The 15,213-nt window shown below is 52.4% G+C and carries 16 protein-coding genes; 4 read left to right on the top strand and 12 right to left on the bottom strand.

Translation table 11 applies throughout. From position 1 onward, the window contains the following. Positions 1 to 43 precede the first annotated feature (43 nt). The 5 genes from EGM51_08860 to EGM51_08840 all read right to left on the bottom strand — a co-directional run bounded on the left by EGM51_08860 (position 44) and on the right by EGM51_08840 (position 5,221). Positions 44 to 874, bottom strand: coding sequence for a glycosyltransferase (locus tag EGM51_08860; protein ID QBG47494.1), 831 nt, complete (start codon positions 872 to 874; stop codon positions 44 to 46). A gap of 55 nt (positions 875 to 929) precedes the next feature. Beyond that, positions 930 to 2,054 carry a dTDP-4-dehydro-6-deoxyglucose aminotransferase gene (locus EGM51_08855; protein ID QBG47493.1) on the bottom strand — a complete coding sequence of 375 codons (1,125 nt, stop codon included), beginning with the start codon at positions 2,052 to 2,054 and terminating at the stop codon, positions 930 to 932. Continuing rightward, entirely contained in the window at positions 2,047 to 2,796 is a 750-nt protein-coding gene (gene recO / locus EGM51_08850; protein ID QBG47492.1) for a DNA repair protein RecO, read from the bottom strand. The genes EGM51_08855 and recO overlap by 8 nt, the downstream gene beginning before the upstream one ends. Before the next feature lie 9 nt (positions 2,797 to 2,805). Then, a complete protein-coding gene (gene mgtE / locus EGM51_08845) occupies positions 2,806 to 4,182 on the bottom strand; it encodes a magnesium transporter (protein ID QBG47491.1) in 1,377 nt (458 codons plus the stop codon). Positions 4,183 to 4,246: 64 nt separating this feature from the next. Beyond that, a complete protein-coding gene (locus EGM51_08840) occupies positions 4,247 to 5,221 on the bottom strand; it encodes a hypothetical protein (GenBank protein QBG47490.1) in 975 nt (324 codons plus the stop codon). A gap of 302 nt (positions 5,222 to 5,523) precedes the next feature. On the opposite strand from EGM51_08840, the gene EGM51_08835 reads away from it, so the two are divergent. The 3 genes from EGM51_08835 to EGM51_08825 are packed head-to-tail and all read left to right on the top strand — an operon-like array spanning position 5,524 to position 7,084. Further along, a complete protein-coding gene (locus EGM51_08835; GenBank protein QBG49283.1) occupies positions 5,524 to 6,012 on the top strand; it encodes a peptidyl-prolyl cis-trans isomerase in 489 nt (162 codons plus the stop codon). A 30-nt stretch (positions 6,013 to 6,042) separates the two neighbouring features. Beyond that, complete coding sequence (locus EGM51_08830) at positions 6,043 to 6,531, top strand: hypothetical protein (GenBank protein QBG47489.1); 489 nt, start codon at positions 6,043 to 6,045, stop codon at positions 6,529 to 6,531. After that, on the top strand, positions 6,524 to 7,084 hold the full coding sequence (locus tag EGM51_08825) for a hypothetical protein (protein ID QBG47488.1): 561 nt from the start codon (positions 6,524 to 6,526) through the stop codon (positions 7,082 to 7,084). The genes EGM51_08830 and EGM51_08825 overlap by 8 nt, the downstream gene beginning before the upstream one ends. 94 nt (positions 7,085 to 7,178) lie before the next feature. On the opposite strand, the gene leuB is transcribed toward EGM51_08825, so the two are convergent. The 7 genes from leuB to EGM51_08790 all read right to left on the bottom strand — a co-directional run bounded on the left by leuB (position 7,179) and on the right by EGM51_08790 (position 13,580). Continuing rightward, the gene (leuB, locus tag EGM51_08820) at positions 7,179 to 8,264 is read right to left on the bottom strand and encodes a 3-isopropylmalate dehydrogenase (GenBank protein QBG47487.1); all 1,086 of its coding nucleotides are present in this window, start codon (positions 8,262 to 8,264) and stop codon (positions 7,179 to 7,181) included. A gap of 202 nt (positions 8,265 to 8,466) precedes the next feature. Next, positions 8,467 to 9,243, bottom strand: coding sequence for a hypothetical protein (locus tag EGM51_08815; protein QBG47486.1), 777 nt, complete (start codon positions 9,241 to 9,243; stop codon positions 8,467 to 8,469). A gap of 217 nt (positions 9,244 to 9,460) precedes the next feature. Further along, on the bottom strand, positions 9,461 to 10,243 hold the full coding sequence (locus EGM51_08810) for an ABC transporter permease (GenBank protein ID QBG47485.1): 783 nt from the start codon (positions 10,241 to 10,243) through the stop codon (positions 9,461 to 9,463). Beyond that, positions 10,240 to 10,878: an ATP-binding cassette domain-containing protein gene (locus EGM51_08805; GenBank protein ID QBG47484.1), complete on the bottom strand. Its 639-nt coding sequence runs from the start codon at positions 10,876 to 10,878 to the stop codon at positions 10,240 to 10,242. The genes EGM51_08810 and EGM51_08805 overlap by 4 nt, the downstream gene beginning before the upstream one ends. Continuing rightward, positions 10,875 to 11,807, bottom strand: coding sequence for an AEC family transporter (locus EGM51_08800; GenBank protein ID QBG47483.1), 933 nt, complete (start codon positions 11,805 to 11,807; stop codon positions 10,875 to 10,877). The genes EGM51_08805 and EGM51_08800 overlap by 4 nt, the downstream gene beginning before the upstream one ends. 88 nt (positions 11,808 to 11,895) lie before the next feature. Next, the gene (locus EGM51_08795; GenBank protein QBG47482.1) at positions 11,896 to 12,819 is read right to left on the bottom strand and encodes a DUF1080 domain-containing protein; all 924 of its coding nucleotides are present in this window, start codon (positions 12,817 to 12,819) and stop codon (positions 11,896 to 11,898) included. Further along, positions 12,819 to 13,580, bottom strand: coding sequence for a DUF1080 domain-containing protein (locus tag EGM51_08790; protein QBG47481.1), 762 nt, complete (start codon positions 13,578 to 13,580; stop codon positions 12,819 to 12,821). The genes EGM51_08795 and EGM51_08790 overlap by 1 nt, the downstream gene beginning before the upstream one ends. Before the next feature lie 205 nt (positions 13,581 to 13,785). On the opposite strand from EGM51_08790, the gene EGM51_08785 reads away from it, so the two are divergent. Continuing rightward, positions 13,786 to 15,207, top strand: coding sequence for a Gfo/Idh/MocA family oxidoreductase (locus EGM51_08785; protein QBG49282.1), 1,422 nt, complete (start codon positions 13,786 to 13,788; stop codon positions 15,205 to 15,207). The last annotated feature ends 6 nt before the right edge of the window (positions 15,208 to 15,213 follow it).

Below are 15,213 nucleotides of genomic sequence, written 5' to 3'. Positions count from 1 at the left end.
GACATAATGGTGTTTCGCGGTTTGCGATGCAATCACGGCGTTGTTAGTTTTTAAGCTTCATCATCAGGTAGAAGCCTCCACGTGCGAGCTCAAGAAATCTGCTTTTCAACGCGCCTATCCGCACATCGGCGGGGTGTATGGATTCGGGAAACTGTTTTTCCAGCCGCCGGTAGAAGGCCTTCATGGAGCGGGACTGGGTACCGAACAGTTTGACGGAGGCGGAGTCGGGCCAGACGCGGAATGAGCTGAGTACTTCATCGATATAGTAGCGCTGTCCTTTTTCCAGCAGGCGGGTCCAGTATTCAATGTCGATTGAATACATATCGACGTCGGAAAAACCACGGATCTGTTCTTTGGTTGCGCGCCGGAACATCACCGCCGCCGGCTCCCCGATCGGGTTGGTTCCGGAGCGTACAATGGCTTTCAGGCTGGCTTTAGAATCTTTTATGCCTGTTTTTTCGTTTAATCGTCGGGTGGTCAGAACCTTCCCGGACGGATCAATAATTTTGCGTGCATTGTGTACCAGAGTAACTTCCGGAAACGCATCCAGTACAGCAACCTGCTTTTCCAGACAGGTCGGTTCGAGGGTATCGTCATGCGGCAGCAGTTTACAGTAGGTGCCGGTCATTACGTCCAGACAGCGGTTCCAGTTGCCGAAGAAGCCCAGATTGGTCGGGTTGCGTTCGTAGCGGATACGCGGATCGTTGATGGATTTTACAATTTCCGCCGAGCGGTCGGTGGAGTGATCATCAAGAACCGTCAGCTGAAAGTTGCTGAACGTCTGGGACAGTACAGAATCAATGGTTTCCCGAATGTGTGATTCGCAGTTGTACAGTGGGATGGCAATGCTCACTTTGGGTGTCTGTTCAGTCATAATAAATTACAGAGCATAAAGGGCGTCTGTATCGGATGTCCATGTAATTTCCTGTTCAGCGGGTTGCCGGTTCAGAGGCGGTTTTCAGCAATCCGGCAACAGCATCAATGGATTCCGTGGTAACCGCCGTTCCGGTGGGGAGGCAGATTACTCCGGTATTGAGTTTTTCGGTATTTATCAGGGGATCGTTTCCGATTTCCGCAGATCCGGAATAGGGGGCCATATGATGACATCCGGGCCAGAAATAGCGCCGGGCCAGTACGTTGTGGGCTTCCAGTTTCTGGATGAGTTCGTCACGGGTCAGCGGATAGTTTTCCTGCACCATAACCACAATGTACTGCCAGTTATTGGCCTCTTCTTCGGGGAAGGTCAGAAGGTCCAGTCCGTCGATCAGGTCTATGTGGTTTTTGTAGGCTTCGTAGTTCCGCCGGCCGGTCTCTTTGAGGCTGTCGATCATTTGTAAATTAACCATTCCCATGGCGGCGCAGACTTCATTCATTTTGGCATTGGTACCCAGCGTAACGACGGTATCCGTATCGGCAAATCCGAAATTAATGATGAGTCGGATACGTTCTGCCAGTTCGGGGTCGTTGGTTGCAATAGCTCCACCCTCGAAGGTGTTGAAATATTTTGTGGCATGGAAGCTGAAAATTTCGCATTCACCGAAGTTGCCGGCCATGATTCCGTTTCGGGAGCATCCGAAGGCGTGGGCGGCATCGTAGAACAGTTTCAGGTTGTATTTATCAGCAATGTACTGCAGGGCATCATTATTGCAGATCCGGCCATAAAGGTGCACGCCCAGGATGGCCGTGGTGTTTTCGGTGATCAGTGCTTCGACATGGTCCGGATCAATGCAGAAGGAATCATCGATATCGCAAAAGACCGGTTTCAGGCCCACCCAGCTCAGTGCATGGGCAGAGGCAATGAATGTGCTCGCCGGCATGATCACCTCTCCGGTCAGTTCCAGTGCTTTCGCCGCAACTTCAATTGCCCGGGTTCCGTTACAGGTGCAGATAACATGGTTCGCGCCGGTATATTGTTCCAGCTGGCGCTCAAAGGCCTGAACAGTTTCGCCGTTATTGGTCAGCCAGCGTTTGTCAAACATGGCATTGGCCAGTTCAAAAAAGGCTTCACGATCCCCGATATTCGGTGCGCCCACATGCAAGGGTGTTTTAAACATTAACGGTCTCCATAAGGCTCTGGCGATATTCAGACTTCATGTTGAACTGATAAAGCATAAAGGTGCTGATAATCGTGGTTATGTTTGTACGTTGCTGCGCGTTTAAAGCCGATGCGGTTGCGGTCGATGGATGAGCCGCCTGCTGCCAGGAACGCAGGGCGGCAAGCACATCGGGAGGACTTTCAACTGTTGGCAGTTTCTGTTCTCTGGAACAGCTGGAGCAGACTGTGCCGCCCTGAGATGCACAGAATTTCAGGGATTCTGTGGAGGAGCAGAGGAGGCAGTTTGAAAAGTTCGGGGCATGGCCGTGGGCATCGCAGAATTTCAGTTCGGCCCAAGGGATGAAATGCGGGTGATGACCATGGGTTTCTGCGAGATCGAGCAGTTCTTCGAAAAGGGCGAACAGTTCCGGGTGGGGGGCGTTTTCGGGCGTGGTGCTGTTGAACAGAGCTGCGAGGTAGGAGGCCGACTGCATGGCGCGCCAGTTGGTCCGGAAAGTGCCTCTGCGTTCAAGCAGTGCGCACTCTTTGGCCGTGAAAAGGGTGCTGCCGGATTTGGCGAAGTAGAGCAGCTCGGACGTGCTGAAGAGTTCATATTCACCGAGAAACCGGCTGTTCAGGCGGAGCGCTCCTTTCAGCAGTGTTGAAATCTTTCCATGGTAGCGGGTCAGCCAATGGACAATATGAGATGTGCTGGAATAGGGGTAAATCGCGAGCGGAATTGCTGTGGCCCGAATAATCATGGTGATCTTTCAGCTCCTCAGGCTGATCATCAGGAAGGTCACTCCATAATAAATCAGCAAAGCGAGAATATCGTTTGAAGAAGTTACAAAGGGACCGGAAGCAACGGCAGGGTCGATTCTCATCCGGTTCAGGATAACCGGAACCACTGCGCCGAAAACCGCGGCAAATGCCATGGCTGAAAAAAGCGCGCTTCCCACGGTGAGGGCCAGGTAGGTCGGCCCGAAGGCGGTCTCTTCCCGTCCGATGACGAACAGGGCGTACAGGCCGAATACGATACCGCAGATCGCCCCCATAATGGCGCCGGCGGTGATTTCATGGAGCAGAATTTTCGGAATGTTTTTAGTGTGGGCGGTACCCAGCGCAATACCCCGGATAACCAGAGTGGATGACTGGATTCCGGTGTTGCCGCCCATGGCCAGAATTACGGGAACAAATGCGCCGAGAATTACAGTATGGGAAAACGAAAGGTAGGCGTGATAGCTGTTGAGCAGAAGTACGCTGAAAAAGCCGGTGGCCAGCGTGATCAGCAACCAGGGAAGGCGGCTTTTAGACGCATGCAGCGGGGAGGTGTATTCCAGTTCGGATTCGCTGGAACCTGCGAGTTTGAAGATGTCCTCCGAGGCCTCATCTTCAATGACGTCCATGATGTCATCCATGGTAATTCGGCCGACAAGTTTGTTCTGCCAGTCGAGTACAGGGAGGGCGCTGAGGTCGTATTTGGATGCAAGACGGGCAACCTCTTCCTGGTCGGTATCGGTATAAACGGAAATGGTTTCGGATTCCGCCAGGTCCGCCAGCCTCTGGCTGCGGTTGCCGTGTTTGAGCAGTTCCCAGAGCTGAATCCAGCCGGTCAGCCGGCCTTCGGAATCAACGACGTAAGCATAATAGACCGGTTCGTCAAGGTCCAGTGAACCGATGAAATCGGTGGCCTCTGCGGCGGTCATGTCAGCCCGCACTGCCACGAAATCGGGGGTCATAATACCGCCGGCGGTTTCCTCGTCGTATTGAAGGAGTTCTCGGACTTCATCGGACTCCTCGTTTTCCATGAGGCCGAGAATATCCTCGCGCTGCTCGTCCTTGAGTTCGCCCAGTACGTCGGCCGCATCGTCCGGCGCCATTTCTTCGACAATGTCGGAGATCTCTTCGTCGGTCAGTTCTTCAAGAATGTCCGATCCGGTCTGGTCATCAAGTTCAGCCAGTACGTCCGGTTTAATGTCATCATCAAGCATTTCGAACAGCTTTTTGTAGCTGCTGGACGGAGCGTGGTTGATGATTTCGGCGATGTCGGCGGGATGCAGTTCTTCGAAAAACTTCGGGATCTGTTCCCAGAGTTCTCCTTTGATGCAGAAATTAATCCGCTCTTTGATCCGGTTGACATCCGACATGAATTCTATCCACTTGAAAGTTGCGCAAGACCATACGGATTCGGCCGGGTCGAGTCGACGTTTTTTAATAGTCCGGATAGTTCGGCGGATAGGTGCCGTCCGCTTGTTTCCGCCAGTGTTTATACGACCAGAGCCAGAATTGAGGATATTTGAGGATCTGTGCGGAAATCCGGTCTTCAATTTCCTGTGTCAGTTTCTGCACAATGCGGTCGGTGTCCGCCTCTTTTTCAAAGGGCGGAGGTTCCAGTATGTCGGTAATTTCAATCCGGTATTTTCCGCCGGGTTCAGGGATGCTGAAGCCGAAAAAAATGGGCGTTCCGGTGCGATAGGCCAGAGCGGCCGGTGCCGGGGAAACAGACATCGGCAGACCGAGAAAATCGACCGGAATGCCGCCGTCTTTCGGGTTGGTATGCTGATCCAGCACAAAAGCGGTCTTACCCCTTTTCCGGAGCCGGGCAATGAGGGTTTTCAGTGCGCCCTTTTGTGGAATAATGGTCTGCCCGGTTTTCTGACGCTGTTTAATCAGAATGCGGTTAACGATTTCGTTCTTAACCGTTGCGGCGATACTTGCCAGATTTGCGCCGTGCAGGGCGGTTGCCTGGCCGAGAACCTCCCAGCTTCCCATATGGGCTGTAATGCAGATGGAGGCTCTGTCTTCAAAGAAAATATCCACCAAAGGAGATGCTTTGAAGCTCACATACTGATGAATACGGTGTTCGGGATTTTTCGAAAACCAGAATACATCGAACATGGTTTGCGTGAATGTGGCAATGGAGGTGCGTAGAATTTCTTTTTTTTCCGAAGCGGTTTTGGAATCGCCGAAAACGGCGTCGAGATTTTTCAACCCTATATGCCGTTCCCGGATCGGCAGTAATAGGGCCATTCGTCCGGCGCACCGGGACAGCGCGACGATTGATCTGCGCGGCAGGAACGGGATGACCCAGCTTAAAAAAGTATAGCCGGCCGCCTCCAGCGGGTGACGGGCCGTGCGCCGCAGAGTACGGATGATTCGTTGAGTTTTCTTCTTTCGGGTAGGCATAGAGGTTTCCAAAAACGAGCGGAAACTTTATCGACAACCCCCGGGCATACCAATATTTTTCGTCGCATTGCTGTAAACTTAATCAGGAGTGGATAATGAAACGTTTAATGCTGTTGATCTCTGTCACCGGACTGATGTTCGGCTGCCGAACGGTGAGTGTTGATCCTGCCGGAAAGCGGGCTGAAACAGCCGGTAAAACAATTGCGGCGGAAGAGATCAGACCGGTTGAAACAGCAAGTGGAATCTCTGCTCCGTCCTCTACAAAAAAATCAGAAGTGGAAGAAAGGAATAATGATACTGTTATGATTTTAATGAAAACCTCCAAAGGCGATATCAAACTTGAGCTTAACGCTGAAAAAGCCCCTAAAACGGTGGCCAATTTTCTGGCCTACGTGGAGTCCGGACACTACAACGGCACTATATTCCATCGTGTTATGGATGGATTCATGATTCAGGGTGGCGGCTTCGATGAAAACATGAATCAGAAAGCCGCCCCCAATACAGTTGAAAATGAAGCCGATAACGGGCTGAAAAATGATATCGGCACCATTGCTATGGCCCGTACGTCCGACCCGCACAGTGCAAGTGCGCAGTTCTTTATCAATGTCAACGACAACGCATTTCTTAACTATCCTGGACAGGATGGCTGGGGCTACTGCGTATTCGGTAAAGTGGTCGACGGTATGGATGTTGTGAATGAGATTAAAGGCGTGAAAACCGGAAATTCCGGCTTTTATCAGAACGTTCCGGTTGAACCGGTCACGATCACAGAAGTCAGTGTGATCGATTGAAAATAGTTCCGAATATCGGAAAACGAGGGCGTGACAGCATCGGCGGTTGCGCCTTATTTTTTATCCATGATTGAAGACGAACTTATCGAACGTATTCAGGCCAGCGGCTATAGATCGGTGTGGGCCGTGACCGGCGGCGGAATTACTGCAGTACATGCCATGCTGATCCATCCCGGCGCTTCGCGTTTTGTTCTTGATGTCCATATTCCCTACAGTCCGGAAGCTCTCGAAGTGTTCATCGGGGAAAAGCCGGCATCCGCCTGTTCCGGGGAATGCGCCCGGAAAATGGCGGCCCGGGCACTGGAAAAGGGGACGCTCGGAATCGCCTGCACGGCAGCTCTGCAGACCAATCGGAAACGTAAAGGGGCTGATCGCGCTTATGTCTGCATCCAGTCCGCGGAAAAGACGGTCTGCCGGAAAATCGATCTTGAGCCGGCAGCGCGGGCGGAACAGGATGTTGTCCTGAGTGAGCACATCATTCGCCTGCTCGCCGGTTTTCTGGGGGTGGAGAATGGCTGATCAGTTGCAGCAACTGCTCGATGGCGAAATTGATTATGTGCTGGCGGGGTGTGAAACTCTGCCGAAAAAAATGTTACTTTATCCCGGCTCCTTCAATCCGCTTCATCAGGGACACACGGGTTTGCTGAAAGCCGCTGAAAGGCTGAGCGGGCGGGTTGGACTGCTGGAACTTTCCGTTAAAAATGTCGATAAGCCTCCGCTGGAGCGCGATGAAATTTATCGCCGGCTTGCAAAAATCGATCTTCCGGTAGTATTGACCCATTCTCCCACATTTATTGAAAAGGCGGAGCTTTTTCCCGGAGCCTGGTTTGCTATGGGCTACGATACCGCCATCCGGCTTCTTGATCCGAAATATCATCCTGATGTACCGGCTTTACTGCGGAGATTCCAGATTCTGGCAACCCGGTTTATTGTTGCCGGGCGGCTTCATAACGGCGTTTTTCAGTCCCTGGAACATGTCGATATTCCGAAAGGATTTGAAGAGCTGTTTATCCCGGTTCCCGAAGAGCTGTTCCGTGCGGACATCAGCTCCACAGAACTTCGGAACCAATAAAAAAGCACAATGCCCGGTTTGCGGGTGTTGTGCTTCAGGTCGCCGGGCGGAAATGCTCCTGCCGGTTGACCGCACAATGTGCGGTCCTTCATTTTCAGAGTGCAGTCAGAGCGGCTTCTTTCACGAGATCGCCGAGTTCAGTGGTGGAGGCAAGGGTGTTGCCTTCTTTCCACAGATCGCCGGAGCGGTAGCCTTTGTCGAGAACCTGCTCCACCCCCGTGCGGATCGCGTTGGCGGCTTCGCTTTCATTCAGTGTGTCCAGCATCATCGCGGCCGACAGGATCATTGCAAACGGATTCGCTTTGCCTTGTCCCGCAATATCCGGTGCAGAGCCGTGGACCGGTTCAAAAATGCCGACCGGACCGCCGACCGATGCAGATGGCAGCAGGCCGAGAGAACCGCCGAGAGTGGCTGAGGCATCGGAAAGAATATCTCCGAAAATATTGCCGGTCAGAATGACATCGAACTGGCGCGGATTCACGACCATCTGCATGGCCGCATTGTCGATATAAAGGTGGTCGAGTTCCACATCGGAATATTCTGCAGCGTGAAGTTCAATCACAGTGTCGCGCCAGAGACGGGAAACATCCAGCACGTTGGCTTTGTCGACACTGGTCACTTTATTGCGGCGTTTACGGGCCCATTCAAAAGCCACGCGTGCCACACGCTTAATTTCACCTGCGGAGTAGACCATGGTGTTCCATGATTTTTTTTCATCACCTTCGCCTTCAGTACCGCGGGGTTCACCGAAATAGATGCCGCCGGTCAGCTCACGAACGGTGAAGAGGTCGAGGCCCGCAACCGTTTCCGGGCGAAGCGGGGAGTTTTCCGCCAGCGATTCCGGAACAGTGACCGGGCGCAGGTTGGCAAATGCGCCGAGTTCCTTGCGGATTTTGAGCAGACCGCTTTCCGGACGCATCGCTCCGGTGAGCGCATCCCATTTCGGGCCGCCAACCGCGCCGAGAAGTACGGCATCAGACGCTTTACAGGTTTCGATCACGGAATCGGGCATGGGATCGTTGTGTGCATCGATGGCTGCGCCGCCGGCATTCTGTTCGGTATAGTTGAGGCTGAAGCCGGCTTTTTCAGATACGGCGTCGAGCACTTTTACGGATTCCGCGATGACTTCAGGACCGATGCCGTCGCCCGGAAGCAGCGTGATATTGTATGATCTGGACATGATTCTTCCTCTTGGAGTCTGTCGACTCCGGTTATTGGTTAACGGTTATTCTGGAAAATGGATAACCTTCAACAATTAACGGCCACAGGGAACTCCGTGGATTTGCCTGCGGCTGTTTAAAAAATGAGCGCGGAATTATACGTGGACCTGCAAATAGTGCAAACCTGTATTGTCCGGCGCTTTCCGGATGTTGAAGAAATGATCAGCGTCCGCGGCCCCCTCCGCCGCGCCCGCCCGGAAGGTTCAGGGTAGTGGCTTCATAGATCTCAGCAATATATGAAGCGAAGGCTTCGGCATCTTCACCTTCGTATCCCAGATCGGAGCCGAGCTGTTTGAACATGACTTCCCGTTCTGCTTCGAGAAGGGGCCGTGTATCGCGGACCGCTTCCATCATTTCGCGCATGGATTCCCGGTCCGGTGCAGCTTCCGGATCCTGAAAAAGTGCTGTCATTTCCCAGATTTTTGCCATGTTTGCAATAAGCTGTTCGTGGTTTGTACGTTCCTCCTCAGTCATGGATGAGGTGTCGATATCCAGAAATGTCGCGGTGCGTTCCGCCAGATTATAACGCATCTGGCTTGAGCGTTCTTCCCGACGCCTGATCATTTCGGCATAGCCTTCGGGATTCTCCTTTTTCATTTGAGCCATACGTTCCTCAAAAGACGGGCGGTTATCGCGGTTACGTTGAGCCGGATGGTTGGTGCTGGACTGGAATTCCGCCAGTAATGCTTCTTTTTCTGCCAGCTGTGACTTCAGAGTCATCATTTCATTGGTGTCACCGCTTCCGGTAAGATAGATGACCGCCGGTTCTCTGGACGCGTCCGGCACGGCCGCTTTCATATTCGCAATCTGTGTTTTGAGTTCCAGGATTTCTTCTTTTGCAGTTCGGTTTTTTAAGGTTGTCATTATGGCGAACCCCATACTGACCAGAGCGATGAATGACAATGTGCCGATAACTGCGCGCGATGTTTTTTTATTCATAAACGTTCTCCGGTTAGTGGAAAACGTACGGCTCTGTTTTTTTTATTGGAAGGTTATTTTGAAGAATGAATCGCCGGGATTCGGGAGAAGAAGGGTGCTGATTGAGTGCTGTGTATTTCATACATTCGAATGTATGAAATTAATTTTTATATATAACATTTTGAATATAACAGATTTCATACATTTAAATGTGTGAAAAAATAGTCCCTGGATCGTCTTATTGGAAAATGCCGGTTTTCAGCCGTTGATGATCGTCAAAAGCAACGGGAAGGCTGAGCAGAATGTTGACGAGGGCGGCAATCACCATGGCGGTGAAAATGCAGAGCATAATCCCGATCTGGTATTTGATGGCGGGTATGGGCAGGGCTCCTCCGAGAATCTGGCCGGTCATCATGCCGGGAAGGGAGACGATGCCCATGGTGGCCATGGTGGAAAGCGAGGGGTTGATGGTGGCTTTCAGCGATGCGCGCAGATAGGGACGAATCGCTTCATGAAGAGTGGCGCCGAGCATGAGATAGGTCATGAATTCCTGTTCATTCGCGCGGATTCCGCTGAAAAATCGTTCGAGGCTCATGACGTTGCTGCGCTGGCAGTTGCCCAGAATCATTCCGATGATCGGGACCATGTAGCGAGCGTCGTAGAGCGGGTCGGGGCGGATGGCAACGAGAATGAACCATGCGCTGACCACAAAGGTGCTGACCGCAATTCCTGTGAGGGTCCGCCAGAAAAACAGTTTTCGTTTTAAGCCGGCTTTTTCGAGGACGCTGGCGTTGGCGGCAATCATCATAATCAGGACCCAGGCTGAATTTATAAAGCCGTTGTTGAGCTGGAAAATATATTTAAGATAGATCCCGACCAGCAGGAGCTGAATGGTCATCCGGACTGCGGATATAAGCGTTTCGCGGACAAGGCCCAGGTTGAGCCAGAGAAAGATGCCGGTGGGGATGAGCAGCAGGGCGAACATGGAGCATGTGGAGGCGGTGTTCATATCAACGATCATGTTTCGGCCTCTGTCAGCTTTTGATTATGGATTTCGATGATTCGTGAACAGGCATTTATCCAGTCAGGATCGTGGGAAACGGAAAGAAGAGTAATCTCTTTCCGGAAGAGTTCTTTCATTACAGCCTGTTTACTTTCCGGATCCAGTGCGGATGTAATTTCGTCGGCAATAAAGATGGATTTGTTCAACAGAAGAGCCCGGGCGATAACAATACGTTGTTTTTCTCCTCCGGAAATGCGTCCGGCTTCGTTTTGCAGAATTTCGGCGTTCAGGTGGAGACGTTCCAGCGTCTGGAAAATCGTTTTGTCTGAAGGGAGTTTGTTCCGGTGAATTTTGTACGAAAAGGGTAGAAGCAGGGCATCACGGACTTTTTCGGCGCCGAGGACCGGTTCCTGGCCGATGAAGCTGATGCGGCTTCTGATTTCTGCGGTGGTTCGGGCATTTAATTCGATGTTGTCGATGCGGATTTTACCGGTAATCGGAAGTGCTCCGGCTGCTGATTTCAGCAGGGAGCTTTTGCCGCATCCGGAGGGGCCTCGTACAACGGCTTTATCGCCGGAAGCCAGTCGCAGGCCGGTTTCCTTCAGCAGGGTTTTTCCGGGCACTGCTAAGGTGATGTTTTCAAAATAAATCATAGTCCGATGGCGATTATAACGGGTAGGGTGATGGCTGCAAGCAGGGTGCTAAGCGCTATAATGCGGGCGGCGAGTGTGGCGTCGGTTCCCATCACTTCGGCCATGACATAGGACATACCGGCAGTGGGGCATCCGAGATAGAAAATCGCGATCATTTTCTCGGTGGTGGTAAGGTCGAAAAATCCGGCAAGCAGAAATCCGATTGCCGGGGCGACAACGACCTTGATGAGGGAGGAAATCAGTGACGGCGAGGCGGCGCCTTTCAGTTTTTCGACGGCGAGGCTTGCGCCTATGCTCATAAGAATCATGGGGAGTGCGGCGCGGCCGAGGGCTTCGAGTGAGCGGTTCAGAAAGAGAGGCAGGTGGAGGTCGAGCAGGTTGAGGGTAATGCCGGTCACACAGGACATGATCAGGGGATTCCTGACCATCTGCAGGAGGAACGTCGTCAGGGAATCGCCGGCGGTGTGTTTTTCTTTCCCGTAACGGAGAAGAACGGTGACTGCCAGTACATTGAACACAATTACAACAGGGGCGAGGACAACCGTGCCGAGCAGTTCTGCGGAGGCGTCGATGCTGCCGAGGGAATATGCAATAACCGGAAGGCCGACAAATGCGCCGTTGCCGCGGAAGGCTCCCTGAATAAATGAGCCGGCTTTGGGATCGGGCAGTTTAAGGATTTTGGAGATCCCCCAGGCGAATGCCATACTGAACAGGGTACCCAGCGAAAAGAGAAGCAGGATTTTCGAAATGGTCGGGAAATCCAGATCGGCTTCACTGATACTGCTGATGAGCAGGGACGGCAGGGCGAACCAGAAGACAAATCGACTGAGGCTTTTGAAAAACACCTCGGGCATGAATCCCGTTTTCTGGAGCACTTTGCCGAGCAGGATCAGTATAAAAATCGGGGCGATGCTGTTGATAATAAACATTCGCCAAGCGTAGAGATTCCCGTTGCGTGTGACAAGTGACGATTGAGGTGCTGCGCGCAGCGGCGCAGCATCCTCGGTCGGGGTTGGGTCAGTTTTTCAATTCGGTTGCCCAGACGTTGCGGTACATTACGGGGGTGCCGTGCGACTGGAAAAAGATCGGACCTTCGGCCAATTGCGGGCGTTTGGCACCGAGGCCGGTGCCGGTCTCGAGTTCTACATCGTCGTGGATCAATACGCCGTTATGCCGTACCGTGATCCGGGCGTTTTTAATCTTTTTTCCATCTTTCAGAACCGGTGCGGTGAAGTCGATGTCGTAGGTCTGCCATCGCAGCGGCGGGTAGCACATGGCTACATCGGGAAGTTTCTTTTTATAGAGGCTTCCGCACCACTGATAATTCTTGGATTCAATTTTATTGGCATTGTTTTCGGGGTGCTCGAAATCGAGTCCGAATGAGTCCATCACCTGCAGCTCATAATTGTTGAAAATATAAATGCCGCTGTTACAACGGTCCTGGCTGGAAAGGTTGCGATCCGGTTTAAATGGAAGCATAAACTCCAGATGCATCGAGAACGAGCCGATGTTTTTCCGGGTTTTTCCGCCGGCCATCAGATAACCGTTCTGCACGTTGGTGAAATCTTCCGGGAATTTCAGAATGGCATCGGCAGGTTGCGGTTTGCCGAGGGTGGGTGAAATCCGTTCGATCTTCTGGAAATTCTGTATGACGCCGATCAACTCTTCCGGAGATTTCAGAGAGGAATCGATGGCGGATTTATCCCATCCCATGCCCGGGAGTCCTCCGGCATACCGGGCGACAAGGAATTTACCGTCGGGCAGTTTGTTGGCCTGAAGGGCGGTTTTCCCATCGAAGGAGACATATTCTCCAACCATGGGAAAGTCGGGATGGGCCTGTTCGGCCTCGGTCACAGAGGTGTACGAGGGAACCGGAGGCAGTTTGGCCGCGGTTCCGGTCATGGCCAGAGCCACGGCAGGGAGAATCAGCAGTTTTTTCATTAGAGTTCCTTCACTTTAAGGTTGCGCCACAGAATGGTTCCCTGATGACCGGCATGGACCTGCAGGCCGAAGAAACCTTCCAGATAGTCGGTGGTTTTCCAGTGTGCGGCCGGTACCCCGTTGATCCAGGTTTTGATGGTGTCTCCTTCGGCTTTTACGGTGAGACGGTTCCAGTCATCTTTTTTAAGCTGTTTTCGTGCTTCGGCATGGGCGTCAAGCCAGAGCGGGTATTCCCATCCGCCGTAACCCTGGCCGTAGATTCCGCCGGACCAGCCGCGATGCGCGCCGGATACCGGCTTGAAGCCTTCCATTTCGGCTTGCGGCCCTTTTACGTTTTCGAAGCCCTGTTTTCCGCCGGGGACCGCGATGGCGCGCAGCATGACGCCGGAGTTGCCATCGACCAGCCATTTCATTTCACAGGTGAAAATGAAATCCTTGAAATCCGATTTGTCGGTGCACAGGTAGGTACTTGGCGAACCTTTGACACAGGTGCCTTTGATCGCCCCATCCATGACTTCAAACGTATGTCTTCCTCCCCGCACCGTCCATCCGGTCAGATCTTTTCCATTGAAGAGGGAGGTGAATCCGCAGCAGATGTCGGGTTCTTTTTCGGTATTGATCAGCATTTCTTCCGGCTTTGGAATGGTTTTCTGTTTTTCGTATTTCTTAATATATATCCGCTGGCTTTCTGAAATCGTGTTGGCCTGGGTCGCTGAGATCAGCAGCGACGTGCACAGCACAGAAAAAAACAGGTTTTTCATGGTATAAATCTCCATTTTTGAGTCGTTAATTATATGAATATTACACGAATTCCGACGCTCACCAGATTCTTAATCGGACAGCGCGGAAAATATTTGTAATCAAAAGTTACAAAATGAGATTGTGTATGCAAGATTCAATTGATACATGTTGTAATAGTTGTGCGCATTAGAGGCGGCCGGGTGACTGTGTATAAGGAGACTGATGATGAATATTTCGAGAAGAACAACACTTACAGCAGGCACTGCGGCGGTCGGCTGGTCGATGATTCCCGGGCGGGTCCTTGGAGCGAATAACCAGGTGAATCTGGCGGCGATCGGGATCGGGCAGCAGGGTGGAAATATTCTGCGTGCTATCGGCGGGCAGCCCGGTGTGAATGTGGTTGCACTGTGTGATGTGGATATCGATAGCGATTCGCCGGTGGTGCCGAAAGACGTGAAACCGAAGTATTCTGTCCGGGGCTGGATGAATCCGAATGCCACGCCGGCAGCCAATGCCGCTAAGTTTCCGAAAGCGAAAAAATACCGGGACTTCCGTAAAATGTTTGATGAAATGGGCGATCAGATTGACGCCGTCTGCATCGGAGTTCCGGACCATTCCCATTTTCCGGCCACGATGGCGGCGATGATGCTGGGGAAAGCCGTTTATGTGGAAAAACCGTTGGCGCGCACGTTTCAGGAGTGCGAGCTGCTGATGCAGGCGGAGAAAAAATACGGTGTAGTAACGCAGATGGGCAATCAGGGGCACTCCGGTGACAACTATCATCAGTTCAAACTCTGGACTGAGACCGGAGTCATTAAAAATGTCCGTCATGTTGATGCGCAGATGAACGGTGTTCGGCGTTGGCATACGTGGGGCGATGTGGCCGGTTATCCGAGCGGTGAAAAACTGCCGGCGGGCGTCAACTGGAACGTCTGGCAGGGCACCACGCCGAAACCGGTCGATTTCAGTGATAAACTGCATTATGGTAACTGGCGCGGCTGGCACCAGTTCGGCACCGGCTGCTTCGGCGACTGGGGTGCGCATATTCTCGATACCATCCACGAATTTCTGAAACTGGGGCTGCCGGAAAAAATTGCCGCAACCCATCTGGTAGGAAGAAACGATTATATCTTTCCGATGGAATCGACCATTAATTTTCAGTTTCCTGAACGCGGGCCGGGCCTTCCGGCCATGGACATTGACTGGCGCGATGGAGTGGGCAACCGTTCGCGGATGCCGAAAGAGCTGGGCGGAGACGAGGGCAAGGAATTCTGGGGCAACGGTAAAATTATTTATTCCGATGATCTCACGTTCAAGGGTTCGACACATGGTCATCCGCTTCAGATTGTTCCGCTGGATAAGTTCAAGGATATGCTGAAGGCCGGACAGGTTTCCAAGGATTACGGCAAGCACTCGACGCATCATGCCAACTTCATTCATGCTGTGCGCGGGGATGAAAAGACCCGTTCGCCGTTTTCGGTGGCCGGCCCGCTCTGTCAGATGTTTGCACTCGGCTGCATTGCCCAGCGTCTGGGTGGGGAATACACCTTCGACCGCGAAACGAAACAGATCACCAATAACAAATTCGCCAACAGTCTGCTGCAGGATGAGGTCCGCAAAGGCTGGGAACAATACTATAAAATCTAGGAGAAA

It is taken from the genome of Verrucomicrobia bacterium S94, assembly GCA_004299845.1.
Classification (GTDB): domain Bacteria; phylum Verrucomicrobiota; class Kiritimatiellia; order Kiritimatiellales; family Pontiellaceae; genus Pontiella.
The sequence above is the reverse complement of the archived record's forward strand: the minus strand, read 5'-3'. Positions and strand labels throughout refer to the sequence as shown.